Raw genomic sequence first — 22,265 nt, forward strand, 5'->3', positions numbered from 1 at the left:
CGCGGCGGCTACGTCCAGGGCGGCAACGAGCAGAGCGCCTTCAACCTGGTCGCAAGCCCGGGCATCCCCTCGCCCATCGGTCCCATCGGCCAGACCACCTTCTCGCCCAACGCCACACGTTTCATCCTGATCCTGACCAAGACGCTGTAAAGAGGAACTGACGACCCGCGTGCTGTCGCTCGGTCGTCTGGCTTGACGCATCGACCCCGTGCGCGCAACTTGAGGCCCTGACACGGTACGGAGACCACGCCATGACCAACGACATCATGCGGATCGCTACATGGTTACAACCCAAGGACATCCTCTTCGACATCGACGTCCGAGACCGGCCGAACGCGCTCCAGGTCGCGGCGGCGGCAATCTGCCGCAATCTTGGGCTCGACCCGGCGCCAGTCTTTCACGCACTGTGGCGGCGTGAACAGGCAGGATCGACCGCACTCGGCGAAGGGTTCGCGATCCCGCACGCTCGAATGTGCGGCATCGTGCAGCCCACCACACTGTTCATGCAAACCAAACACGCCATCGTGTTCGATGCACCGGACGGCAGGCCGGTCTCCCAACTGCTGGTCCTCATGGTTCCTGAGGACGGCGCAACAGATGATCATCTCCGGTTGCTCGCGCTGGTCGCCCAGCTGTTTTCCGATCGCCGCTTCCGTTCGCAACTGGATCATTCGCCGGACTCGACAGCGGTCGCGGACGCGTTCCGGGCCGGAATCGCGCGCTTGACTTCTGCCTCGTCGTAGCCGAAGTCAAGATCCCGCCCGCTCTCACGGCGGCATGTGGCTCAAGGCGTCCTGGATTGCTTCAGATGCCGCTGCAACCATTCCCGCATCATCGCGCGCCGTTCGACTCCAGGGCTCGCCGCGAGGAAGGCTTCTGCGTCCGTGCCAGGCAAAGGTTCAGTCCGGGTCACGGTCGTCGCCACTGATCGGACGCCCAACCAGAGCATTCCACAGTGCGCGCACGCGCTGATCGACAACTCGGACGATTCGACGCGGCCCAGATAGGCCTCGCTGGGTTCGAGCATGGGCGTACCGCAGCAGGTCCATTCAAGGGACATGTCTTTCGGCTGTCGCGCCGCGTACACCCATTCCGAGAATCGGGACCAGAGATTCGTGCTCCTGTCACTGCTTCGACGACTTTCCTCCGACCCGCTGCAAAGAACGGCGACTTGATGACGATGAGACGGGTCCTGTCGGGTTGAAGACGAGATTGCGCGCGACTTTGCGACTGCGATTTTCATGTTGAACAAGTTTCGAGGCTGAAGCGCAAAGCGTACCGAGGCGGCCATAAAGAAGGCGTCAAGATCATGAGGCCCAGCATAAATATTTGTGTAGATCTGGTGGCCAATCGTGCGCTCCTTCTCCATCGCGCGCAAAGACTGGTCGATACGCATTTTTTGCATCATCGGGCTCACTCTGTTCTCCATTTTTACGCGCGCCCCTCGATAATTTTGACTTCTCAACAGCAAGGACCCCAACGTGGCCTATGCCGCATATCGTGAGCACTTTGGTGAATTTCGAACGTCGAGCGCAATTCCGTTTCATGTGCTCGATGTCACCGTCGCGTCCAGCGATGCCCGAAGCGTCCGCCAACTCGTCGCGCGATGTGCCGACGCGGGTGTGGTGCGCTGCGAGCCACTCCTGAATGAGCGCAGTTCGCAGGAGAGCGACGCGCCTCGGGTACGCCTGATGATCCGGCTCCCGCTCGACAGCTATGCGCAGGTTCTGCATGGCCTGATCGAGGCCATTCCCTCGGGCGAAATCGGTCGCCTCGTCTCGTGGCGAGGCCATCTCGAGCGGCGCGGTCTGTGTCATGGCCGATGACCTCCTGGTGCGCGTGCTCTGCGCGCTCGCGTCCTTCCTTCTCCCGTTGGCCGTCGCCTGGTTCTTCGTATCGCGCGCGGCGTACAAATCGGCGGTGATCGTGCTTCTCACCGACGGCCAGAACACGGTCGGACCCGAACCCATGGACGCTGCACAGGTGGCCGCGAAGAGGGGCGTCTAGATCTTCACCGTCGGCTTCGGCCGGAAGGACTGTGATGTCATATCCTTCAGAGGCATGGAGCATGCGCGTGCGCCTGGACGCCGGACTGCTGATGCGCCCATCCCCGATGCAGGCGAATGTCGCGCATTGCGTCGATCGATGCATTGATCCGCTCCAGGGCCTCGATCACATCGCGGAAGAACTTCGTGGCTAGAGGCTCATCGCTGTGGCGATTTGAACGCAGCGCACGAAGGCTGCGAATTTGGTGCGAATCTGGCTTGACGCCAGATATTGCGCAGTGCAACAATCGCGCGTTTTTCATTTCGGAGTCATGTGCGTGGACAGTGCCAGTTGTATCAGTGATGTGAAGTGTGCCTTGGCGGGCACGACACACTCGGCAACCTGACGCGCGCTTCTGGCGCTGCGTGCCGATGTGCCGCAGCCCATCGATTGCCTCTGCAGCAATCGCCTCCCGGTCTCCTTTGCCTCGCTGAATTTCCAGTCGACCTGTTCGACAGGACTACGTGCGCGCGGTCCATGAGCAAGGCTCCTCCAGCCGGGAGACCCCTTATGTGCCAACACACCGTCATTGCCCGTCCGCTGACGCCGCTGCCGGCGCCGGCGCAAGAGCGCGCGCACGCCAAGCCTTGCAATGATGCCGTTGCGCTTGACGCCTCGCGCTCGATCGACCGCGGCGTGCTGTGGACGACCCGTCGCGTCCGCAGCTTTCTTCTGCTGTCGCAGCTGCAATTTGCGCACCGCGTGCGCTGACACCGTGCTCGACACACTGATTCGCACAGGAGGCTGAAATGGACCCCGCCCCTAGGCCGCGCCGCACGGCGCGCCCCTTCGCTCCCACCCAATCAATGTGCCCCACACCGCGCTGGAGGCGTCCGCTCGTGTGATCGCGACTGGGCTTCTCCGGGCGGATGCCCGACAGGAGAATCCCATGAACCGCGAAAACCTTCAATTCACCGTGCGCGCGGCTATCGCTGCACGCGATGCACTTCTGTGCTGCCTGTTCGGCGCGGTGCCGCAGACGCATGCGGCGGGTGGCTCTCACGCCGTCGATGACGCCGCCATCCTGGATGGGGGCCAGTGCCAGCTCGAGACCTGGGTCGACCGCGAAACCGGCGGCGCCCGTTCGGCCTTCCACGTGGGACCGGCATGCCGCGTGGGCCCGGTCGAGCTGGGGCTGAATGTCGACCGCGCAAGCACCGCCGAGGACGGCTCGATCGTCCTCGGGGGGCCGCAGATCAAGTGGGCCTACCCGCTGGGCGATCGCTGGAGCACCGGCATCGTGCTCTCGGCTACGTGGGAGAACAGGGCGCCGCGCTTCGTCGGCAGCACGCTCGTCATCCCCGTGACCTGGCAGGCTAGCGAGACCCTCGCTGTGCACGCGAACCTCGGGCGCGACTTCCTTCGAGACGAATCCGATACCGCTCGCGTCGGTGCCGCGCTGGAATGGGCTCCTTCGCAGACATGGTCGTTCGTGGCTGAGCGCTTTCGAGAGTTCGAAAGGATTTTCTGGCGAGCCAGCGCTCGCTACGCGCTGAGTCCCAGCGTCAACGTCGACCTCAGCCGAGCCCGGGGCCTGAATGGCGCCTCCCTCGAATGGTGGATGGTCGGCCTTGCCTGGGTGTTCGATCGCTGACCGATTTCGCCTTCCAGATCCGACACCACCGATTCATCAGCGCCGCCCAAGGGGGGGCGCGGGGGGGGGGGGGGGGGGGGGGGGGGGGGGGGCTGATGGGCTCCAAGCCGGCCGTCACCGGATCCGCGGCCATGCCGCGCGACGTCGCCAACGCCTTGCGCGCGGCGGCGCACGCCGACCCTGGCGAACTGCTCGTCACGTTGAACAGCTCCGCCCAGGGCCTGCCGGCCGAGAAAGCCGCAACACTGCGCAAACGCCTAGGCGCCAACGACGTGCACCACGAGAAGCCCCTGCCATGGTGGTCTCATCTTTTGCAGTGCTTCTGCAATCCGTTCAATCTGTTCCGAGGACATGAAGGCCACTGTGGTGATAGGCAGCATGGTGCTGCTGTCCACCGTGCTGCGCTTTCTGCAGGAGTCGCGCTCCAGCAATGCGGCGGACCGGCTGCGGGCCGTGGTCAGCAGCACGGCGACCGTGCTGCGACCCGACCCGGCAAGCAAGCCCTCGCCGATAGGCGACGAAGGTTTCGACACCTCCTACGGCGGCAGCCTTCGCGTCGAAGTGCCGATGAGCGAACTCGTGCCCGGCGACGTGGTCGCACTCTCCGCGGGCGACATGATCCCTGCCGACAGCCGCGTGTTGGTGGCGAAGGACCTATTCGTGAGCCAATCCGCGCTTACCGGCGAGTCGATGCCGATGGAGAAGTTCGCGCTCGGGCAAGGCGGCAGCGATTCCGCGCCGGATAGCCCTGACAGGCAAACATGAGAACGGAGCGAACGCGATCACGTTCCTGTCCAAGTGGGGGCAACGCGGGTTTGCGTTCTCGGTCCTTCTTCTTCTTCCCGCGATGCTTGCGTTCGCACAACAGCCTGCGGAGGTAGTGTCGCCATCGTTGCCGGCCGAAATCTCTAGGGGGTCTCCTGCGCTGGCTTCGCCCGACGCAAATGGGGGCCCAGCTTCCAGCGGCCCGCTTCTGCAAACCCACCCGAGTCCCGCCGCCGCCGCCAACGCGCAACGTGCTGCGCGCGAACCCGACGCCCCGAACGTTGCAGAGCGCCAGGACTCTGGCGACGCGGTGCGAGAGCCCGTCGGTCGGCCGAAAAGGGTCAACCCCCCTCGCCGCGCTCGAGTCCAGCGCCGTCGCCCTGACCTCGCAATGGAAGCTTGCTCCCTACTCTGACCTCGACAAGGAGAATGCGATGACCATGGTCACTGGCTTGTTCAAGGACAAGGTCAGCGCGGAGCTCGCTTTCCTGTCCGTTGTCGACATGGGCTACGACAAGAGCGATGTCAATGTGGTCATGTCCAACGAAGTCCGCCAACGTTACTTTTTCGCCCACAAGCCGACCACAGATCATTCAGATACGACTGATCTGGAAGAGAAGGTCGCTGCCGCAGATATCAACAACCCAGCGAACAACACGTGGGGTGGTCCGGTGGGTGGGACGGTGGGCACGCTTGCGCCGGTAGTTGGAGCTGTGGGCGTGTTGCTGATTCCTGGCTTCGGGATCGTTGCCGGGCCGTTGGCCATAGCAGCAACACAGCCGAGCACGGGATGGAAGAGCAGCTTCACCAACACCCAGTAGTGCTTCGTTTGCCCTCAGGACGTACCCAGCGCCTGAACCTCGCCCAGTCGCCTGTGAGGCCAGGCTCAGCGGAACGACGGGAACGACGACGTACCAGCAAAATGAGGCTCATTGCGACGTATGCCTCCTGCACTTTCCGAGCGCTGGATGTCAGACGGAAAATGGTCGTCTCCGCCCGGTGACCTGACGGGCTTCGCGCCTAAGAGCTTACTTCGAGCGGGAAGCAGAGTTTGCAAGCGAGGAACGCTTTCGGCCCTGCTGCTCGTACCTCATCAGCGCAGCGGCCCAGGCCAATGGCGGAAGCGCTAGCAGCCACCTGAAGTCCGACTGCAGAGCGAAGTTCACCACACTCATCAGCACCAGCGTCAGGGCTCCTGCCAAGGCCAGCACCAATGTCGCACCCCTGGGCCTCGACGGCATCACCGTCCAAGCGAAGTAGACGACGAGCACGCCGGCTCCGGCCATGAAGCCGCCCATGACCGTGAAGACCTTGCCCAGCCAGTCGCCCAGGTGCGGTGCGAGGGCCTGGAACGCCTGCAGGTCCGCGCCCGTGTAGCGCACGTCTTCCGGCAGCAGTGCCGGACGCAGGAAGATGAAGTACAGGCCCAGGCCGATGTGCCAAGCCCCGCATGCCGCGATGAGCCATTCGGCCGCTCCGCGATGGCCCGGGCTGTCCATCTCAGTTCACCGAGCAGCAGGCCGAAGCACGGCCGGCTGCAATCCAGATGCCTAAGCCGACGAGGGAGGCCCAGCAGAGCCAGAAGAGGGCTCGCTCCCACCACAACTGGGGCCCGCTACGGGACTCGAAGCGGTACTTCAACGTCATACCCACGCCGTGAACCAGAGCTCCCCCTACAAGCAGAGGCAGGGCATAGCTGCGCAGCCACTGGGGCAGCACCAAGGCCAGCCCGGCCCCCAGCACGATGGCGCCGAGACCTGAGGCGAGTTCTGCTGCCTTAGTGGTTGCGGAATGGTCGACCACGGTCGCCCTTCGAGAGGTGCGGGATGAATCGAGGTGTGACCGCCGCGTACTCGCGCCACGCGTCGCCGAACGCGGTTTCGGAGTCACGCTCTTCGGAGGTGGCCAGGCGCACGTACATCACCACCAGCACCGGGAACATCGCCAGTGTCAGAAGCGTCGGCCACTGCAGCAGGAAGCCGAACATGATGGCCACGAAGCCGACGTACTGCGGGTGACGAACGAATCGGTAGGGTCCTGCAACAGCCAGCTGGCGCCTGCGCTGCGCGTGGTAGAGCACATGCCATGCATTCGACAGCAGCGCGAAGCCAGCGAAGATGAAGACAAAGCTCAAGATGTGGAAGACCCCGAAATGCGGGTTCCCGGATTGGCCTGTCACCAGCCACCACAGATGCCCGGCATCGTGCCCAAAAACAGGTTGACGTTCGGGAACTTCGAACCGAGCCAACCCGAGAGCAGATAGATGGTCAGCGGGAAGCCATACATCTCGGCGAACAGCGCCACGATGAACGCCGAGTAGGCGCCAAAGCTGCGCCAGTCCCTCAGGTTCACCGGCTTGAAGAAGCTGTAGGCGAACCCGACGAAGATGATGGAATTCAGGATGACGAGGCCCCAGAGGCCGTAGTCATTGGGGGCGCTGTTCATCGTCGTTGCTCCTGGGTTGGCCGTGCTGATGGCCGTGGCCGCCGTGTCCGTGGTGCATGAACACATGCATCAGTGGACAGGCCAGGATGAACAGGTACGGCAGAACGCCGAACAGGTGGGCGGTGTGCTCGGTGACCAGGTAGAACCCGCCGACCGCCGCGGCGACCAGCAACGTCAGACCTGCGGGCGAGCGCCAGAAGGACGGCGGCTTGGGATGCTCATGGTCCATGACAGGGCTCCCATTCTTTCACTTGCCTGCAGCGGGCCGCCTCGCGGTCCATCATCATTTCCACCATGTCCATGCGCTTGCCCATCATCTCGGGGCTCATGGACGTGCCGCCGCCCTTGGCGTCGGGCGTTTTCATCTGACCCATCATCGCCATGCCGCCCTGCATGGACTTCATCCGCATGTCCATCTGCGCGGGAGTCGCAGCCGGCGCAGAGGCGCCTGAGAGTCCTACAGCAACGCAAAGAGCAATGATTGAACGTTTATGGAACCTCCAGGACTGTTGTTGGGAGTATCACAGTCGCTAGTCAGACGAGCTTGATTTGCATCAAAGGCGAGGGGCGAGGGAGGCGTAGATTTGCCGGTGGGCGTCGTTGGCGCTGAAGGAGAGTCGCATGAGCTCGACATCACTTTCGACTCAGGACACCGGGGCCGTGTCCGCACCGCTGCGGACAGGTGTGGCCCTGGCCGTGACCGTCGCAATGTTCTACGTTCTGTGCACTCTGGTCTGGCTTGCTGCACCGGGTCCGTTTTTGAACTTCATGAACGGCCTGTTTCACGGCATCGACTTCACCCCGCTCATGCAGCCTGCGCCTTTCGCGTGGGGAGGCTTTGTCGAAGCCGTGGTCGTGATGGCGGTGTGGGCGTTTCTCGCGGGCACCTTCTTCGCGTGGCTACGCCAACGTCTGGGCGCGTAGGCGTCTCGACGTCACCTGCTCGACGTTCGCTCGGCTCCTGGCGCAACTGCCGCGCGGAGCGGCGGGCGCTCAGCTGCGGCAACCGGACCCGGAACCGCAGCAGCACCCACCGCTGCGCGCAGGCGCTGCGGTCCGTTCCGTATGGGTCTCGACTGCCACCGGTGTGTAGCCCGCCTCCGTGATGGCGGCACTGAGTTCTCGCGCGTTGGCCTCCGTTGGCTCAATCCCCACCCGATGCGTTGCCAAGGCGACCTGAACCTTGGCACCTCGGTCGACGGACCCAACCGCCTTGACGATGGTGCTGGCGCAGTGGCCGCAAGTCATGTCGTTGACTTCAAAAGTAATCATGGCTTCGTCCTCATGGTGATTTCGATGAGATGAAGTCTCAAGCTTCCCATGATGGCAATGTCAAGGTGCGGGCCAGTACCCGCCCTTGAGTCCATCTTTTTTGAGGCCCATTGACCTTCCCATGGGGGCAAGCTTTACAGTTTCTGCTCTCGGTAGCTCGCACCTGCTGTTCTTGGCACGTCTCAGGCACTCAAGGCATGCCGAGCTCATGCGAAGTTCCCCGAGATGAAGCTCTCGGAGCCGAATATGGCGCACGGTTCAAGGCGACAGACCCCAAGATGCTTGATGGGTTGAAGGAAGGCGACAAAGTTCGCTTCTCCGCAGACCGCGTCAACGGTGCGATTTCCGTCACGCGGATTGAGGCGGTCAAGTAAATGCATCTTGCGAGGGCGATGCGAGCCAGGGGTGGAGCTCCCAAGAACCCCAACCCCCAACCCTGCCTGGCTAGGCCAATCGCATTCGGGTAGGCCGCTCTCCCCAATGCAATCAAAGGCGCTTGTAGGGATTGGGCGCCGCATTGCCAGGGAGAGGGGGGCGCTGGCTGTCGACAAAATAAAGCCCCGTGAAGCTTGGCAGGCTGCGCTCGGGGAAACCTGGCAGGAACAAGGAACGCTCGGGGACGTCCCACTTGTCCCAGAGCGTGTAGCCGATCGCCTCGATTTCCTCGATGTATCGGCTCCGATTGAAGACGTGCAGTGGGGCGAACGAGCCCGAGCCGATATTCTGCGTCGTCACGTAGTCATCGCCAGGGCAAAGAGGCAACTTGTTCAAGAGGATGTGCTTCGGCCGCATGAGGCACCGCCCCAGCAGTTGCGCCGGTCGAGCGTCTTCCACGTATTGCAGCGCGCCAGCCGAAATCCAGATGTCACTGCCTGCCGAAATGAGGGCCTCCGTCATGTCTTCCGTGAATGACAAAGGCGTCGCTCCGCTGGTGGCCGCCAGGTTCCTCCCGATGGCTGCAATCGTTGGAACTTCGACGATGCGCCACGTCAAGGCTGCCGGCATCCGGATGTAGCGGCGGTAGGCGTAGTAGTGCACGCCCACCGAGCCGCCGATATCGAGCACGCTGGTCGCATCGCCTTGAAACGCGCGAAGGAGCCAGAGCAGCATTGGATAGTCGTAGGGAAAGACCTTCTTTGAGCGAACTTCGACGTACTCCGCTGCAAGGGGCGCTTGGTCGAACTCTTTGCTTTGAGGAAGCGAGGCCCTGGCTTCGGGGAAGCTTTCGAACACGCCATAGTGGCACCCGTGTCCCAGGTTTGAGAGGAAATGCTCGCGCTTCAACTGCAGCAGCACTGGCCGAGCCACAGGCCCGTCGAGTAGCCGGCGGACGACGCGAGCGGCATTGAGTAAAGTCATCTGGACACCCTTATTTGTATGGTCGTCAGGATTCATCCCTAGATTGCGTGACGTCTGCCGACGCACGACCAGGGGTACGCGCATCGCCTGGTCGCGACGGCGAAACGGCTCCGAAAGCAAGATGCAGGCTGGAGCTTCGATGTCCACCCACGGCGGGTGGGTGACTGGAACAAGACGGACAGGGTCGCTTCGGAGCTCGCATGGCCCCGAACGGCGAAGTCACGTTGGCACTGCGACGGTGTGCGCGCTCACGGGCGCAAACCGACCTCCACGAGGTCGCCCTGGCACTCAGGCAGCGAGTTTTGGAGGATGCCTTGGGCCGTCCAGATAGGGCCAAGGGCTACAGATTTCGTCCCTAGAGGCGGGAGGAGCTAATTCAGCAAGAGGCAACGAAACGGATGGTTCGCACCAAGTCGCATTCAAGGCCAGCACCCCATCCAGCGCAACGTGCTGAACCGACTCTTTAGATGAGTCTTGTGCCACCGACCCGTCGTCGTGGTGATGGTGGGTCTGCCCCTGCCAGTGAAGCATTGCATGCGCTGTTTCCCGAGGAGCGCTGAGCCCACCAGGTCGGCCGCCGACGGTGAGCACCTGCCAGAAGGCAGAGACTACCAACAGGACGACGAGGAGGCTACGGCGCATTTCGCGAGTGTATGCACAGGTACGCATCGCGCAAGAGGGAAGTCCGTTATCCGCAGATAAGCCCTCCCAAGCAAGATGGCCTGGTTGTGCATTGCTGGTTTAGGTGGGCATCGCCGTATGGGAGGTCGCCGTTCCCAGACAGGCTTCAGACGGGGCGCTTCGGCGGGCTGATACACGACATGGACTGTCAGGTTCGCCCTGCCGCTTGTGGCAGCCGCACACATGCAAGTCGTGGACGCTCTCCACCCCCGACAACCCTGTCTAGTCCGTCTTGAAACTTTGCAGCCGGCTTACAAACGAGAGGCATCAGCGAACGTCCGCAGTTGGACGACTGAAGCTTGTCACCGCCGGGGAGCTTCGCCGCTACACTCTCGAGAGTCATGTTCCGCCGTCCCTTCCATCGCTGCATGACCGCGTTCGCCGTGGTCCTGGCGCTGCTGTTCTCGCAGCTGGCGCTGGCAAGCTATGTCTGCCCCGGCGCGGCTGACGCGACCGCGATGGCGGAAATGATGGCCGCGGGCGAACCTTGCGACGGAATGGACTCGGCGCAGCCCGTGCTTTGTCATCAGCACGCGGCCGACATGTCGTTGTCGTTCGAGCCGGTGAAGGTGGCAACCCCTTCGCTGCCGGCTGTTGTGCAGGTGCTCGTCGTGCCTCTGCTCATGGAGGCGCAGCTTGCCGCGGCGACTCCCATCGCCGTGGCACCGCAGTTGCGACCTCCGCCCGACCCACTCTTTCTCTCCACCCTCAGACTTCGAGTCTGAAATCTCCGTTGACTGAACGGCGCTGGTGCGGCTCGTCCGCCTGCCAGCTGACGCCTCATTTGTCTTCGGAGTACTCATGCCATCCCACTTCCTGCGCGCAGCCGCCTTGGCTGCCGCACTTGTTCCGTTCCTCGTAGAGGCTGCCCCCTTGACCCTCGAGACGGCCCTCGACCTGGCCGTCAATCGCTCTGAAGCCGCGCGGGCCGCACAAGCGGGCGTGACGAGCGCGTCAGAGGTCGCACGCGCCGCCGGTCAGCTTCCGGACCCCATGCTGCGCGCGGGCGTCGAGAACCTGCCGGTGACTGGCCCCGACCGCTTCAGCACCACACGCGACGCCATGACGATGAAACGCATCGGCATCAGCCAGGAATGGCTGTCGAGCGAGAAACGAGCTGCCCGTCAGGCTGCGGCGGAGGCCGTTGTCGCGCGGGAGCGCGTCCAGGCGCGTAGCGCTGTTGCCGAAACCCGCCTCAACACCGCGCTGGCCTACCTCGACGCCTACTATGCCGCCGAAGCGCTGAAGCTGATGACGCTCACGGAGCGCCACGCCCATGAAGAGTTCGAGGCGGCGCGTGCCCGTCTTGCTTCATCCTCGGGCAGCAGCCAGGAAGCGCTGGCCCTGACTGGCGCGCGCGGTCTGGCCGAAGACGAGTCGGCCGAGGCTCGTCAACTGCAAAGTGCGGCTCAGGCCGCACTCCAGCGTTGGGTCGGCGCCACCGTCGAAGAGTTGGCGCCTGTCGCGTCAGCTTCCCTGACGACGGAGCAGGCATATGTCGCGGGGAATCCAATCGTTGTGACCAAGCAGTTTGACATCGATGTGGCCCAGCGAGGTGCCGCAGTCGCTGCGTCGGAGCGCAAGCCGAACTGGACCTGGGAGGTCTCGTATGGACAGCGCACGAACTACTCAGACATGGCGACCTTCGGCGTGAGCATCCCTCTTCAGGTAGCGCCGTCCGAGCGCCAGGACCGGGAAACGGCAGCCAAGCTCGCACTGGCCGAGAAGGCTGAGGCAGAGCTTGAAGAGGCCACGCGCGCGGCAACAGCCGAATACCGAACTCTTGCCAGCGATGCCCAGCGCCTGCGCGAACGCATCGAACGCTACCGCTCCGGCGTCGTGGCTGTCGCCGGGCAGCGGACCTCAGCAGCCATTGCTGCATATCGGTCGAACCAGGGCACGCTGATGACGCTGTTCGAGGCGAGACACGCAGAAGTGGAAGCGCAGCGAAAGCTCCTTGTGCTTCAGCGCGACCTCGCCAGGACCCAGGCGCAGCTGGCCTTCAAACCCCTTTCGCCAGGAGCCGACCAATGAAACGCACTTACCTGACCATGCTTCTTGTCGTAGCCGGTGCTGCACTCATTGGCGCGGGCTTCTTTCTCGGGCGCCAGACCGGCCAGGAGGGCGAGCATGCCGTAGCAAGCCATGCCGTCTCGTCGACCGACGGCCGCAAGGTTCTCTACTGGCACGACCCGATGGTTCCAGGCCCGCGCTTCGACAAGCCGGGCAAGTCGCCGTTCATGGACATGCAACTCGTGCCCATGTATGCCGACAGCGCCCCCAGCGAATCTGGAGTCAAGGTCAGTCCGACGGTGCAGCAAAATTTGGGCATCCGCTTCGCTGCGGTACGTCGCGCCGAAGCCTCGAGCTCCTTCGACGCCATTGGTTCCGTGCAGTTCGACGAGCGGCTGAACGTGGCGGTACAGACGCGCGTCGCTGGCTACGTCGAACGCCTGGCGGTGCGTGCCCCCATGGAGCGTGTACGCAAGGGCCAGGCTTTGGCGACCATCTTCGCACCGGAGTGGCTCGGACCCCAGAACGAGTTGCTTGCGCTCCAGCGCGCCGGCGTCGCACCCGACCTTGTCGCCGCAGCCCGTGAGCGGATGCGCGCGATGTCGATTCCGACGGAACTCATCCGCCAGAGCGAAAGCACCGGAACCGCGCAGGCACGCTTCACCCTCAGCGCCCCGACCGATGGCGTCGTCGCCGAGTTGGGTGTCCGGGAAGGGGTTGCCGTTACGCCCGGAATGACGCTGTTCCGCATCGCCGGTCTCGACAAGGTCTGGGCCGTGGCCGATGTTCCGGAAGCCCAGGCGCTACGGTTGACCCGCGGTCAGAAAGTCACGGCAGTGCTTCAGGCGGATGCCTCTCAAACCTTCGATGGCGAGCTCAAGGAAATACTTCCAGAAGTCAGCTCGAACACTCGCACCCTGAAGGCGCGCTTCGAGGTCGACAACCGGCAAGGAAAGCTCACGCCCGGAATGCTGCTGCGTCTGCGAGTGGCAGGACCAACGAGCGTCCGGCTCGTCGTACCCGCCGAGGCGGTGATTCGCACGGGCAAGCGTGCGGTCGTCATCGTCCGCAAGGAAAGCGGCACGTTCGAACCTCGCGACGTCACCCTCGGCATGGACCTCGGTGACGACATCGAAATCGTCCAGGGACTGAACGACGATGAGCAAGTGGTCGCGAGCGGTCAGTTCCTCATTGACTCCGAAGCCCGGCTTCGCTCGGTCCTGGGAAGCATGTCGATGTCCGCATCGCCTCCTGCACAGACTGCCTCATCGCCGGCAGCGAAGGCGTCAGGCACGCATACGGCAGAAGGCAAGGTTGAGAGCGTCGAGCTCGACAGCATCACGATTTCGCATGGCCCCGTGCCAACGCTGAAGTGGCCGTCCATGACGATGGGCTTCTCGAAGTCAGCTGCCAACGCGTTTGCCGAGGTGAAGCCGGGAGACACCGTGCGATTCGAGTTCAAGGAGGGCGGACCCATGGGGTATGAGCTGCTCACGGTGCAACGCGTTCAACCAGGCGCCAAGTAATGATTGCCGCGCTCATCCGATGGTCGGTCGGCAACCGATTCCTGGTGCTTATCGCCACGTTGTTCCTGGTGGCGGCCGGAGTCTGGTCGGCCGCCCGCATCCCTGTGGACGCTCTGCCCGACCTCTCGGACGTCCAGGTCATCATTCGAACGCCCTTTCCTGGCAAGGCACCACAGGTGGTGGAAGACCTCGTGACCTATCCACTCACGACCACGATGCTGAGTGTGCCTGGTGCCAAGACAGTGCGCGGCTACTCGTTCTTTGGGGATTCCTTCGTCTACGTGCTCTTCGACGACAAGACGGACCCGTACTGGGCCCGCTCGCGGGTCGTGGAGTACCTCAATCAGGTGCAGAGCAAGCTGCCCGCGGGCGCCAACGCCTCCCTGGGGCCCGATGCGACCGGTGTCGGATGGGTCTACGAGTACGCGCTGGTTGACCGGTCGGGCAAACAGGACATCGGGCAGCTTCGTGCCCTCAACGATTGGTTCCTGAAGTTCGAGCTGAAGACCATCCCCGATGTCGCCGAGGTCGCGAGCATCGGCGGCATGGTGCGGCAGTACCAGGTGGTGCTCGACCCTGACCGCATGCGGGGCCTTGGCGTGACCCAGGAGATGGTTGTCACGGCCTTGCAGAAGGCGAACCAGGCTTCGGGCGGCTCGGTCGTGGAGCTTGCCGAAGCAGAGTACATGGTGCGCTCTCGCGGCTACCTGAAATCGCTGAACGACTTTCGCTCCATTCCGCTCGCGGTCTCGGGCGCCACCCCAGTGCTCCTGCGCGACGTGGCCACGATACAGGTAGGTCCCGAAATGCGCCGCGGTATCGCCGAGCTCGACGGTGAAGGGGAAGTTGCAGGTGGCGTCGTGGTCATGCGCTCGGGCAAGAATGCACGCACGACCATCCAGGCCGTCAAGGTGAAGCTCGAGACGCTCAAGTCAAGCCTGCCCGATGGCGTCGAGATTGTTCCGACCTATGACCGGTCGTTGCTCATCGACCGCGCTGTCGAGAACCTGCGTTTCAAACTGCTGGAGGAGTTCGCTGTCGTGGCGCTCGTCTGCGCCATCTTCCTGTTTCATCTCCGCTCGGCATTGGTGGCGGTGGTCGCGCTTCCGATTGGCGTGCTGACCGCGTTCATCGTCATGCAGTGGCAAGGCGTCAACGCCAACATCATGTCACTCGGCGGCATTGCCATCAGCATCGGTGCCATGGTCGACGCAGCCATCGTGATGGTGGAGAACGCCCACAAGCACCTGGAGGCGTTCGAGGCGAAGCATGGGAGGAGTCCGACTTCTCCGGAACGATGGGAGTTGGTCAGCGCGGCGTCCATCGAGGTCGGGCCGGCCCTGTTCTTTTCGCTCCTCATCATCGCGCTGTCCTTCGTGCCCGTGTTCACCCTCGAAGCACAAGAGGGCCGGCTCTTCTCGCCGCTGGCGTTCACGAAGACCTATGCAATGGCTGCGGCTGCGGGCCTGTCCGTGACCCTGGTCCCCGTGCTGATGGGCTACCTCATCCGCGGACGCATCCCTCACGAAGCGGCAAACCCGGTGAATCGTTTCCTTGTGGCGGCATACCGCCCTGCACTGGAAGCGGTGCTCCGGTTTCCGAGGGCCACCCTGGCGGTCGCTGCGGTACTCATGGCGCTGACAGCCGTCCCCGTCATGCGCCTTGGTGGCGAGTTCATGCCGCCCATGGACGAAGGTGACCTGCTCTACATGCCATCGGCCCTCCCCGGGCTGTCGATTTCCAAGGCCTCCGAGCTTCTTCAGCAGACGGACCGCCTCATCAAGTCTGTGCCGGAGGTGGAGCGGGTCTTCGGCAAGGCAGGCCGTGCGGACACGGCCACTGACCCGGCTCCGCTCGAGATGTTCGAGACGACCATCCAGTTCAAGCCGCGCGAACAGTGGCGTGCCGGGATGACGCCCGACAAGCTCGTTGAAGAGCTGGACCGCGTCGTGAAAGTGCCGGGCCTGACGAATGTCTGGGTGCCGCCCATCCGCAACCGCATCGATATGCTGGCAACCGGCATCAAAAGCCCTGTCGGCATCAAGGTCGCCGGCGCCGACCTGGCCACCATCGACGCGCTGACAACGCAGATTGAAGCAACAGTCAGGGGCGTTCGAGGTGTCTCGTCGGCGCTGGCCGAGCGCCTGACCGGTGGCCGGTACATCGACGTCGACGTGGACCGGCTCGCTGCGGCGCGCTACGGACTGTCCGTGGCCGACGTTCAATCCATCGTCTCGACGGCGGTCGGCGGCGACAACGTTGGCGAGGTCATCCTGGGGCGGGAACGCTATCCCATCAACGTCAGGTATCCGCGAGAGGTTCGCGACTCGCTGCAGCGCTTGAGGGAACTGCCCTTCGTGACCGACAAGGGGGCGCAACTCCTCCTGCAGGACGTGGCAAAGGTGACCATCCAGGAAGGCCCGCCGATGTTGCGCAGCGAGAACGCGCGCCTCTCCGGCTGGGTGTACGTGGATGTCCGAGGCCGGGACCTGAAGTCGGTGGTCAACGACATGCAGGCGGCAGTGGCCAAGTCGGTCACCATGCCCGCCAGCTACGCCGTCTCATGGTCGGGGCAGTTCGAGTACCTTGAGCGAGCGACCGAACGGCTCAAGCTCGTCGTGCCCGCCACCTTGGCCGTCATCTTTGTCCTGCTCTACGTGCTGTTCAGGTCTATTGCAGATGCAGCACTGGTTATGGCGGCGGTCCCGTTCTCTCTCATCGGCGGCTTCTGGCTGGTTTGGGCGTTGGGACATTCCATCTCGGTCGCCACCGTGGTCGGTTTCATCGCACTCGCCGGCGTCGCTGCCGAGTTCGGCGTCGTCATGCTTCTCTACTTGAAGAACTCCCTTGCGCGGCGTATCGCAGCTGGAGCGCCGATGAACGACGAGACCTTGCTTGCAGCCATTCGCGAGGGAGCGGTGCTGCGCGTTCGCCCAAAGGCGATGACGGTGGCGGTGGTCATGGCGGGCTTGCTGCCCATCATGTGGGGAAGCGGAACGGGCTCCGAAGTGATGACTCGAATCGCCGCCCCCATGGTGGGGGGCATGGTGACGGCGCCATTGCTCAGCCTGCTCGTTGTTCCAACCGCTTGGTATTTGGTCAATCGACGCCGAACTGCAGCGCGCGATACCCGACAGGACCACGGGGTCGCGCCGTAGAGGAAGCCTGCTTCCTTCGAAGTTGTGTCACGACACTTTTCAGCCGGCTTACAAACGAGAGCCGACGGCCAAAGACCGCTGATGGCCGCATTCGGCCGGAGAGCCGTCGGGGCCAGCACGTCCGGGCGGCCGACGGCTTCAGGCGTCGGTCTGCCCCGGCTGCAAGAGCTATCCCATATGTCCTGGTGTTCGACGAGCTAGCACCCCATATCATCGCTTTCGCTTCGGCCCTTGCACGTCTGCGCTGAGCCAAACGTTCGCGATACACACCAATGAGTCAACTTTCATGGACCGACCTCTTTACGGATGCGTCTCACCTGGACTTTGAGCGCTTGCTTCGCCTGTGGCCCAAGACCGTTTCTGGCTCCGTTGTCCCCATTGGCGCTTCGGCGTTTGGAGACCTTTTCTTTCAGAGGCCCCTTGGCAATGTCGAGAAATTGGACGTCTTGGTGGGCGGTGTTCACTATGCAGCCTCTAGTTTCGACGAATTCAAGAGCCTGATGAATTCTAGGTACTGGCGGGATGTGAACTTACTGACCGGCGGCGTTCGTTTGGCGCAAAGCAAAGGGCTCCCGAGGAAGCAGTCTCAGTTTTTCGGCTTTGCCGCGCATCCATCGTTTTCGGGCAAGATGGATTGGGCCTTGGCGATGCCAATGGACGCCGTTGATTGGCACGCTGTCTGCGCGAAGACCCTTGACGGCTCACCCCGGTAGTTGCGTATCCCGGCCAAATCAGAAACTGAGTGCAGGGGCTCGGCACCTCGAACTCCGCGGCTGCGCTGAGCCTGCCCGATGTAGTTCACCGACCGCTCGTATCCGTGGCGCCAGGGTCCGAAGTCTCCTGCGCTTGGGCAAAGGATTCCCAGTCACTAATTCTCAGCAGCGAGTGAAAGTGAAGGCCCTCCCTAGTCCGATTCGAACTTCTTGGCAAGAGAAATTCCAAGGTGGCGCGCTGGTTGGACGCGCGACGATACTGGCCGCCCGCTGAAGGAGAGTGCGATGGCCAACAAGAAAGTTCAGCTCAACGACGAACAGTGGAGTGCACTCCAAGCTCTCCAGGTGGCCAATGCCCGGCGGTGTCCGACCGACTCAATCAAAGTCTCGAATCGCCTAAGGTCGAACGGATTTGTGGAAATGGACCGCCAAGGCGGCAAGCTCCTGACAGACCAAGGGCTGCACCGGTTGCAGCAAGGACGTTAAGCGATTCAGTCGTCTTTGTAGGCGACCACGTCCTCTCAAGGCGTGGTTTGCCGGTGTCGGCACGGTGCGGCGACGGGTCGAAGTCAAGCGGGGCTCAGCCGAACCGACCCATCCGCCACGTTCAGCAACGGACGCGGTGAAGGTCGGCTCCTAGCCGCATTCCGCCTTCCCGTACGGCCCTTGGCTCGCGCGTTGGCGCACATCGTCCGGTGGCCGGCAAGAGCCCATCATCCGAGGCACGGAATTCACTCTGCAACCTTTACGTCTGAATGCAACTGCAGCACGCCATGCAGTACTAACCTACTCGTCCCTTGAACAGCCGAGGAGCTAGGCCATGGGAGCACTAACAGACATCACCAAGCAGGCCTTTTCTGCTTTCATGAGCGGGAACATACCCGCGCTTCTCGAGATGCTCGCGGATGACGTGGAGTGGCGATTCCTGGCCAGCCAGGAGACCGGCACGCCTTACGGCGGAACCTACAATGGCAGGCAGCAGGTTGCCGGGTTCTTTGCGAAATTGGCGGAGACGACCGAGATACTTGAGTTCGAGCCGCGCGAATTCCTGGAAGGGCCCGACCACGTGACGACCATTGGCCGCTGGAAGGGCAGGGCCCTTCCGGATGGCAAGATTCACGACACAGAGTGGGTGGTAGTCTGCATCATGGACAGCAACTCTAGAATCAGCCGCTGGTTTGGCACTGAGGACACTGCAGCGAGATTAGACAAGTAGAAGGTGGCGCCAGGCTGCGGTGAAGTATCCGCGTGGTACATCGCGGTGGGCGGCCACGTCCCTTCGGCGAACTTTGGCTGCGGTTCAGGTGTCCGCGTCCCTGGCACCTTCGTCACCGAGGACCGCTACTCATTTTTGCCTTGGTGAAGCTCGGGTCGGGCCCATCGGCGAATACACGACGGCCCGTGCCGCCCTCTACCGCAAAAGGTGAAGAGGACGTGGACGGACAGCCGGCACCTGGCTGCGTGCAACCGCAACGGCCCCCCATTCCCTCGGCGATGGCTCTCGAACTCGCCGTGCAGCCTTCGGTCTTGCGAGCGTTCTCGGCCTCCACGTACACCTCGTTGTACGCGGGCTTTGTCCCAATCGCCAATGCCGCAATTCCGAGCTTCCGAGCATGGAGAGCGCGTTGAGTTCGGGCGCGAATCCGCAATCGCGGTTGGCGGCAAGGCTGTAGACGACGAGGTAGTACTGGCCCTGCCTCGATGGAGGATTACCGCAGTCCTGCAGGATTGCCTGGAGCGCTTTTCCGTATGGGTGCGTCGCCAATCCGGGAGGCAACGCAGCCGGGCAGGCCTCGTAGTTCGGCTCCGTGCTCTTCGTCGGCAGGTTGGTGGGCGGGTAGACGCAAAGGTACTTCACGTGCGGACCGTAGACTCACGTTCAGCCGGTAGCATTCGTGCGGCAGCGCATAGGCTGCGGGAACCGCTGCGCAAAGCGCAAGTGTCGCCAGGAGCCATCGAACGAGTTTGGTCATCTCGCCTCCGCGCAGAGTTGGATTGCTTTTCGACGCCTGGCTTCCGGTGCCTCTCTCCGCAGCATGCCCGCGTTCCAGGGAGCGCCAGCCCGTCATCCTAGTGCGATTCGAGGCCTGCCGTCGATGAATTCGATTCCGCGCTTTGCCCTTCGGGCGTTTTCTCGTGCCCTGCGAGGCCGGCAGCTCATCCTGGTGCCCCCAGTCCGCCGCTACTTCTTCTTCATCGTGAAGTCGCGCCCGCCAAAGGTGCCGGTGAGCGTGCCGGCGTCGAGAGCCTTCATGGAAATCCTCGAGTCAATGCACCCCGCCAGGACCTTCGAGCGGTTCACCTGAAACACAAGTTCTTCGGGGGTCGCCGTCTCCACCGTGATGGGCACCTTTTGTCCGACGCACGGGTCGTTTCGCGATTGGACGTTCATGTCCCAGCTCCCGCCTTGGTTGTCGATTACAACAGTGCCGTCCCTGTTTGTGCCGCGGTCCGATTTGTAGCTCGCAGTCCATGTGCCGTTGTGGGGGTTGGTCTGAGCCTCAGCGACGAGGGCGACCAGAGATGCAATTGCTCCCAGCAGCAAGAACGAGTTCTTCATAGGGCTCTCCTTCCCTGGGCTGTGGCCCAGAGGGAGTGGCTACCTTAGGTCTGCGCGAAGGCGATGTCCCCCTCAGGTTTGTGGAGGGTCGGCAACGCTCGCTCAGCACCCTATATCTCGAAGCTGCACCAAAAACGAACGGGCCGCGGAGCGGCCCGTTCGTGTCATCTCTTTGGCCGAAGCAGGCCAATGGCGTTGTCAGCTCGCGGATGCAGCCGTCTCCGGCGTGGCGGAGGTCAACACAGGCGCCGTAACGTTCGTGGACGTGCGCGGGCTGCGGGTCTTGGCGGCAGCTTGCGACTTAGTCGCCCTGGCGGCGGCCTCCTTGGCGCCCTTCGCAGCAGCCTTTGCAGCCTTGGGGGCGGCCGCTGCCTTCTTTGCCGGCGCGGCCTTCTTCGAAGGAGCGCTCTTCTTTGGTGCTGCCTTCTTCGCGACCGGCTTTTCAGCTTTGGTTTCGGGAGCTGCGACAGAAGCGGGAGCAACCTTCTTGGCGCGACGCGACGTCTGCACCGGTGCTGCAACTGTGCGGGCCTTACGGGTGGCCTTTTTCGCCACTGCAGCGACAGGCGCCACGGCCTTTTCGACCGAAGGTTCTGCGACAACGCCAGATTGGTCGATGAGGAACTTGTCACGGTTGCGAACCGTGGCAATCCATCCGGGAGCTTTGCCGAAGCCCGTCCAGGTCTTGCCCGTCTTGGGGTGGCGGTACTTGGGAACGCCTGCGCCCTTGCGCACTGCCTTGCCACCGTCGAGGGCCTTGCCGGCGACTGATTTCAATGCTTTGGCGCTTCGGCCAAAGAGGTGTTCGACGGTCAGGCCAAACGTGGCAATCGACTCCTTGATTTGCGCAACCACCTTTTTCGTCTCAGTTTCACGAAGCGCTGCCGCTTCTTTTTCGAGTTTGGCGATGGCGGATTTGAGTTGCGCGTAGGACTTCGTCATTGAGTCTGGAACCTTTGAAGTTGAGGGAGTTCGTCGCCTAGCGTCATGAACGTTGGCGACAATGGCGTCTGAATTCTGATGAATCGAAGGAAAGACTCTTCTCTTCAAATGCACGCCGGCCCGGATTTTATCCACAGGCGGACCGGGAAGTCTTCTCACATCTGAATGACACCACCACAGCTGCCACGAACGAAGTGTTCTTGGAGTGCGCCGCGGCCGTCAGTGGTCTTTGGACCTGCTTCAGCCACGCCTTTTCAAGTGGTTGCTCTATCAAAGTGGGGCATTTTCGGCAGCGCGAGAGTGATACTTTCCGCAGCACCGGTCTAGCGCGGGCAGTTCGCTTCGCCTCACGTGGCTGGGTGCGCGGCACTCGGCGCGGATGTCGGCGTCGCTGCGTGGACGGCGTGCGTCACCACGGAATGCGGCCGGCCCAGATGTCGCGGTACATCACCCAGTCGCCCGCCAGGCTATACAGAGGGCGCTTGAATGTGGCCGGCCGATTCTTCTCGAACACGTAGTGGCCGACCCACGCGAAACCGTAGCCGCACAGCAGCGCGTAGAGGATGTACTGCAGCCGCCCAGTTGCTGCGAGCATTGCCAGGCACACCAGGGCAAGGGTCGAGCCGACAAAGTGCAAGCGGCGGCAAGTGCGGTTGCTGTGCTCCCCGAGGTAGAAGGGGTAGAACTCGGCGAAGGTCTTGCAGGCCTTCGGGTCCGTCGTGGTCGTCATTTTCTCGCTCCTTCACGCCAAGACCTGGCGCAACGTGTACAGCGTCGGCTCCGTACCAGCACCGCGCAAGCGGCTAACCCCCAGGCTAGATTCTCTGCGGCACCGTCCGATTTGTCACTGGTGATGGCGTCTGGGTGTCCGGGGGGGGCACGGACAAGGCTGCACGCGGCCAAGACCATCCACTCAATCAAATGCTCCTGCACCGCCGCTGCCCTTGTGGTGCGTTGCTAGGGAAATGCTGATCAATAGGTCGCGGCGGGCACGGCCCGTGCATGCGTGAAGGCATCGCAAGTCACAGCACCATCGAGATGAAYCAACGCAGCTTTGCCAGCGCCGAGTACGCATTGAAGAAGAAGCGCACGCGGCGGGAGAAGTTCCTGGCCGACATGGAGCGCGTCGTGCCTTGGGCGCGCTTGATCGGCGTGATCGAGCCGCTGTATCCCACGAGCGGCCGGGTCGGC

Annotated in this window: 26 protein-coding genes and 3 pseudogenes; 18 read left to right on the forward strand and 11 right to left on the reverse strand. The window is 62.9% G+C overall.

Annotated elements, in window-relative coordinates:
• Nucleotides 1-251 precede the first annotated feature (251 nt).
• On the forward strand, nt 252-743 hold the full coding sequence (locus AC1DYK_RS33960; protein ID WP_478170303.1) for a PTS sugar transporter subunit IIA: 492 nt from the start codon (nt 252-254) through the stop codon (nt 741-743).
• Between the two features lie 41 nt (nt 744-784).
• Here the strand turns inward: AC1DYK_RS33960 and AC1DYK_RS33965 are convergent, their stop codons facing one another.
• A complete protein-coding gene (locus AC1DYK_RS33965) occupies nt 785-1,417 on the reverse strand; it encodes a hypothetical protein (protein WP_478170304.1) in 633 nt (210 codons plus the stop codon).
• 64 nt (nt 1,418-1,481) lie between these two features.
• Between AC1DYK_RS33965 and AC1DYK_RS33970 the strand changes: the two genes are divergently transcribed.
• Nucleotides 1,482-1,826, forward strand: coding sequence for a hypothetical protein (locus tag AC1DYK_RS33970; protein ID WP_478170305.1), 345 nt, complete (start codon nt 1,482-1,484; stop codon nt 1,824-1,826).
• The gene (locus AC1DYK_RS33975; RefSeq protein WP_478170306.1) at nt 1,816-2,007 is read left to right on the forward strand and encodes a hypothetical protein; all 192 of its coding nucleotides are present in this window, start codon (nt 1,816-1,818) and stop codon (nt 2,005-2,007) included. Before AC1DYK_RS33970 ends, AC1DYK_RS33975 begins: the two co-directional genes overlap by 11 nt.
• Nucleotides 2,008-2,053: 46 nt before the next feature.
• On the opposite strand, the gene AC1DYK_RS33980 is transcribed toward AC1DYK_RS33975, so the two are convergent.
• Entirely contained in the window at nt 2,054-2,308 is a 255-nt protein-coding gene (locus AC1DYK_RS33980) for a hypothetical protein (RefSeq protein ID WP_478170307.1), read from the reverse strand.
• A gap of 248 nt (nt 2,309-2,556) precedes the next feature.
• On the opposite strand from AC1DYK_RS33980, the gene AC1DYK_RS33985 reads away from it, so the two are divergent.
• The 5 genes and pseudogenes from AC1DYK_RS33985 to AC1DYK_RS34005 all read left to right on the forward strand — a co-directional run bounded on the left by AC1DYK_RS33985 (nt 2,557) and on the right by AC1DYK_RS34005 (nt 5,226).
• Nucleotides 2,557-2,757: a hypothetical protein gene (locus AC1DYK_RS33985; protein ID WP_478170308.1), complete on the forward strand. Its 201-nt coding sequence runs from the start codon at nt 2,557-2,559 to the stop codon at nt 2,755-2,757.
• 178 nt (nt 2,758-2,935) lie between these two features.
• The gene (locus AC1DYK_RS33990) at nt 2,936-3,640 is read left to right on the forward strand and encodes a hypothetical protein (RefSeq protein WP_478170309.1); all 705 of its coding nucleotides are present in this window, start codon (nt 2,936-2,938) and stop codon (nt 3,638-3,640) included.
• 131 nt (nt 3,641-3,771) lie between these two features.
• Nucleotides 3,772-3,921: pseudogene (locus tag AC1DYK_RS33995) on the forward strand (hypothetical protein); the annotation flags it as partial.
• A gap of 70 nt (nt 3,922-3,991) precedes the next feature.
• Nucleotides 3,992-4,405, forward strand: coding sequence for a P-type ATPase actuator domain-containing protein (locus AC1DYK_RS34000; protein ID WP_478170310.1), 414 nt, complete (start codon nt 3,992-3,994; stop codon nt 4,403-4,405).
• Between the two features lie 434 nt (nt 4,406-4,839).
• Nucleotides 4,840-5,226: a hypothetical protein gene (locus tag AC1DYK_RS34005; protein WP_478170311.1), complete on the forward strand. Its 387-nt coding sequence runs from the start codon at nt 4,840-4,842 to the stop codon at nt 5,224-5,226.
• 207 nt (nt 5,227-5,433) lie between these two features.
• Here the strand turns inward: AC1DYK_RS34005 and AC1DYK_RS34010 are convergent, their stop codons facing one another.
• The 4 genes and pseudogenes from AC1DYK_RS34010 to AC1DYK_RS34025 form a co-directional block, all read right to left on the reverse strand.
• Complete coding sequence (locus AC1DYK_RS34010; protein ID WP_478170312.1) at nt 5,434-5,904, reverse strand: hypothetical protein; 471 nt, start codon at nt 5,902-5,904, stop codon at nt 5,434-5,436.
• A 278-nt stretch (nt 5,905-6,182) separates the two neighbouring features.
• Nucleotides 6,183-6,850, reverse strand: a pseudogene (locus AC1DYK_RS34015) (methyltransferase family protein).
• Nucleotides 6,831-7,079, reverse strand: coding sequence for a DUF2933 domain-containing protein (locus AC1DYK_RS34020; protein ID WP_478170313.1), 249 nt, complete (start codon nt 7,077-7,079; stop codon nt 6,831-6,833). The pseudogene AC1DYK_RS34015 and the gene AC1DYK_RS34020 overlap by 20 nt, the downstream one beginning before the upstream one ends.
• On the reverse strand, nt 7,069-7,254 hold the full coding sequence (locus tag AC1DYK_RS34025; protein ID WP_478170314.1) for a hypothetical protein: 186 nt from the start codon (nt 7,252-7,254) through the stop codon (nt 7,069-7,071). The genes AC1DYK_RS34020 and AC1DYK_RS34025 overlap by 11 nt, the downstream gene beginning before the upstream one ends.
• A 217-nt stretch (nt 7,255-7,471) precedes the next feature.
• On the opposite strand from AC1DYK_RS34025, the gene AC1DYK_RS34030 reads away from it, so the two are divergent.
• Nucleotides 7,472-7,774, forward strand: a complete 303-nt coding sequence (locus AC1DYK_RS34030; RefSeq protein ID WP_478170315.1) for a DUF5676 family membrane protein — start codon at nt 7,472-7,474, stop codon at nt 7,772-7,774.
• Between the two features lie 69 nt (nt 7,775-7,843).
• Here the strand turns inward: AC1DYK_RS34030 and AC1DYK_RS34035 are convergent, their stop codons facing one another.
• Nucleotides 7,844-8,122, reverse strand: a complete 279-nt coding sequence (locus tag AC1DYK_RS34035; protein ID WP_478170316.1) for a heavy-metal-associated domain-containing protein — start codon at nt 8,120-8,122, stop codon at nt 7,844-7,846.
• A gap of 197 nt (nt 8,123-8,319) precedes the next feature.
• Here AC1DYK_RS34035 and AC1DYK_RS34040 point away from each other — a divergent pair, with 197 nt between their 5' ends.
• Nucleotides 8,320-8,496: a copper-binding protein gene (locus tag AC1DYK_RS34040; protein WP_478170317.1), complete on the forward strand. Its 177-nt coding sequence runs from the start codon at nt 8,320-8,322 to the stop codon at nt 8,494-8,496.
• A 112-nt stretch (nt 8,497-8,608) separates the two neighbouring features.
• Here AC1DYK_RS34040 and AC1DYK_RS34045 read toward each other — a convergent pair whose 3' ends face one another.
• Entirely contained in the window at nt 8,609-9,517 is a 909-nt protein-coding gene (locus AC1DYK_RS34045) for a methyltransferase, TIGR04325 family (RefSeq protein ID WP_478170318.1), read from the reverse strand.
• 1,013 nt (nt 9,518-10,530) lie between these two features.
• Here AC1DYK_RS34045 and AC1DYK_RS34050 point away from each other — a divergent pair.
• The 7 genes from AC1DYK_RS34050 (at nt 10,531) to AC1DYK_RS34080 (ending at nt 18,788) form a co-directional block, all read left to right on the forward strand.
• A complete protein-coding gene (locus tag AC1DYK_RS34050; RefSeq protein ID WP_478170319.1) occupies nt 10,531-10,887 on the forward strand; it encodes a hypothetical protein in 357 nt (118 codons plus the stop codon).
• A gap of 148 nt (nt 10,888-11,035) precedes the next feature.
• Entirely contained in the window at nt 11,036-12,196 is a 1,161-nt protein-coding gene (locus AC1DYK_RS34055) for a TolC family protein (RefSeq protein ID WP_478170320.1), read from the forward strand.
• Nucleotides 12,193-13,701, forward strand: coding sequence for an efflux RND transporter periplasmic adaptor subunit (locus AC1DYK_RS34060; protein WP_478170321.1), 1,509 nt, complete (start codon nt 12,193-12,195; stop codon nt 13,699-13,701). Before AC1DYK_RS34055 ends, AC1DYK_RS34060 begins: the two co-directional genes overlap by 4 nt.
• Nucleotides 13,701-16,859, forward strand: a complete 3,159-nt coding sequence (locus tag AC1DYK_RS34065) for an efflux RND transporter permease subunit (RefSeq protein WP_478170322.1) — start codon at nt 13,701-13,703, stop codon at nt 16,857-16,859. The genes AC1DYK_RS34060 and AC1DYK_RS34065 overlap by 1 nt, the downstream gene beginning before the upstream one ends.
• 272 nt (nt 16,860-17,131) lie before the next feature.
• On the forward strand, nt 17,132-17,572 hold the full coding sequence (locus AC1DYK_RS34070; RefSeq protein WP_478170323.1) for a hypothetical protein: 441 nt from the start codon (nt 17,132-17,134) through the stop codon (nt 17,570-17,572).
• 285 nt (nt 17,573-17,857) lie between these two features.
• Nucleotides 17,858-18,058, forward strand: a complete 201-nt coding sequence (locus AC1DYK_RS34075; protein WP_478170324.1) for a hypothetical protein — start codon at nt 17,858-17,860, stop codon at nt 18,056-18,058.
• 334 nt (nt 18,059-18,392) lie between these two features.
• Nucleotides 18,393-18,788: a nuclear transport factor 2 family protein gene (locus tag AC1DYK_RS34080; RefSeq protein WP_478170325.1), complete on the forward strand. Its 396-nt coding sequence runs from the start codon at nt 18,393-18,395 to the stop codon at nt 18,786-18,788.
• Nucleotides 18,789-19,754: 966 nt separating this feature from the next.
• On the opposite strand, the gene AC1DYK_RS34085 is transcribed toward AC1DYK_RS34080, so the two are convergent.
• The 3 genes from AC1DYK_RS34085 to AC1DYK_RS34095 form a co-directional block, all read right to left on the reverse strand.
• Nucleotides 19,755-20,132, reverse strand: a complete 378-nt coding sequence (locus AC1DYK_RS34085) for a hypothetical protein (protein WP_478170326.1) — start codon at nt 20,130-20,132, stop codon at nt 19,755-19,757.
• A gap of 198 nt (nt 20,133-20,330) precedes the next feature.
• Nucleotides 20,331-21,074: an H-NS histone family protein gene (locus tag AC1DYK_RS34090; protein ID WP_478170327.1), complete on the reverse strand. Its 744-nt coding sequence runs from the start codon at nt 21,072-21,074 to the stop codon at nt 20,331-20,333.
• Between the two features lie 409 nt (nt 21,075-21,483).
• Nucleotides 21,484-21,804, reverse strand: a complete 321-nt coding sequence (locus AC1DYK_RS34095; protein ID WP_478085817.1) for an Mpo1-like protein — start codon at nt 21,802-21,804, stop codon at nt 21,484-21,486.
• Nucleotides 21,805-22,112: 308 nt separating this feature from the next.
• Between AC1DYK_RS34095 and AC1DYK_RS34100 the strand changes: the two are divergent.
• A pseudogene (locus AC1DYK_RS34100) lies at nt 22,113-22,265 on the forward strand (IS5/IS1182 family transposase); the annotation flags it as partial.

The sequence above is a fragment of the Variovorax sp. P2_H12 genome (assembly GCF_056403395.1).

Coding starts and splice junctions, on each gene's coding strand:
- AC1DYK_RS34080 (WP_478170325.1), top strand. CDS start 18,393: ATGGGAGCACTAACAGACATCACCAAGCAGGCCTTTTCTGCTTTCATG.
- AC1DYK_RS34005 (WP_478170311.1), top strand. CDS start 4,840: ATGACCATGGTCACTGGCTTGTTCAAGGACAAGGTCAGCGCGGAGCTC.
- AC1DYK_RS34075 (WP_478170324.1), top strand. CDS start 17,858: ATGGCCAACAAGAAAGTTCAGCTCAACGACGAACAGTGGAGTGCACTC.
- AC1DYK_RS34090 (WP_478170327.1), bottom strand. CDS start 21,074: ATGACGAAGTCCTACGCGCAACTCAAATCCGCCATCGCCAAACTCGAA.
- AC1DYK_RS34010 (WP_478170312.1), bottom strand. CDS start 5,904: ATGGACAGCCCGGGCCATCGCGGAGCGGCCGAATGGCTCATCGCGGCA.
- AC1DYK_RS34085 (WP_478170326.1), bottom strand. CDS start 20,132: ATGAAGAACTCGTTCTTGCTGCTGGGAGCAATTGCATCTCTGGTCGCC.
- AC1DYK_RS33980 (WP_478170307.1), bottom strand. CDS start 2,308: ATGAAAAACGCGCGATTGTTGCACTGCGCAATATCTGGCGTCAAGCCA.
- AC1DYK_RS34060 (WP_478170321.1), top strand. CDS start 12,193: ATGAAACGCACTTACCTGACCATGCTTCTTGTCGTAGCCGGTGCTGCA.
- AC1DYK_RS34050 (WP_478170319.1), top strand. CDS start 10,531: ATGACCGCGTTCGCCGTGGTCCTGGCGCTGCTGTTCTCGCAGCTGGCG.
- AC1DYK_RS34070 (WP_478170323.1), top strand. CDS start 17,132: ATGAGTCAACTTTCATGGACCGACCTCTTTACGGATGCGTCTCACCTG.
- AC1DYK_RS34065 (WP_478170322.1), top strand. CDS start 13,701: ATGATTGCCGCGCTCATCCGATGGTCGGTCGGCAACCGATTCCTGGTG.
- AC1DYK_RS34035 (WP_478170316.1), bottom strand. CDS start 8,122: ATGATTACTTTTGAAGTCAACGACATGACTTGCGGCCACTGCGCCAGC.
- AC1DYK_RS33985 (WP_478170308.1), top strand. CDS start 2,557: ATGTGCCAACACACCGTCATTGCCCGTCCGCTGACGCCGCTGCCGGCG.
- AC1DYK_RS33975 (WP_478170306.1), top strand. CDS start 1,816: ATGGCCGATGACCTCCTGGTGCGCGTGCTCTGCGCGCTCGCGTCCTTC.
- AC1DYK_RS34040 (WP_478170317.1), top strand. CDS start 8,320: ATGCCGAGCTCATGCGAAGTTCCCCGAGATGAAGCTCTCGGAGCCGAA.
- AC1DYK_RS34000 (WP_478170310.1), top strand. CDS start 3,992: ATGAAGGCCACTGTGGTGATAGGCAGCATGGTGCTGCTGTCCACCGTG.
- AC1DYK_RS34025 (WP_478170314.1), bottom strand. CDS start 7,254: ATGAAGTCCATGCAGGGCGGCATGGCGATGATGGGTCAGATGAAAACG.
- AC1DYK_RS34095 (WP_478085817.1), bottom strand. CDS start 21,804: ATGACGACCACGACGGACCCGAAGGCCTGCAAGACCTTCGCCGAGTTC.
- AC1DYK_RS34030 (WP_478170315.1), top strand. CDS start 7,472: ATGAGCTCGACATCACTTTCGACTCAGGACACCGGGGCCGTGTCCGCA.
- AC1DYK_RS33960 (WP_478170303.1), top strand. CDS start 252: ATGACCAACGACATCATGCGGATCGCTACATGGTTACAACCCAAGGAC.
- AC1DYK_RS34020 (WP_478170313.1), bottom strand. CDS start 7,079: ATGGACCATGAGCATCCCAAGCCGCCGTCCTTCTGGCGCTCGCCCGCA.
- AC1DYK_RS34045 (WP_478170318.1), bottom strand. CDS start 9,517: ATGAATCCTGACGACCATACAAATAAGGGTGTCCAGATGACTTTACTC.
- AC1DYK_RS33990 (WP_478170309.1), top strand. CDS start 2,936: ATGAACCGCGAAAACCTTCAATTCACCGTGCGCGCGGCTATCGCTGCA.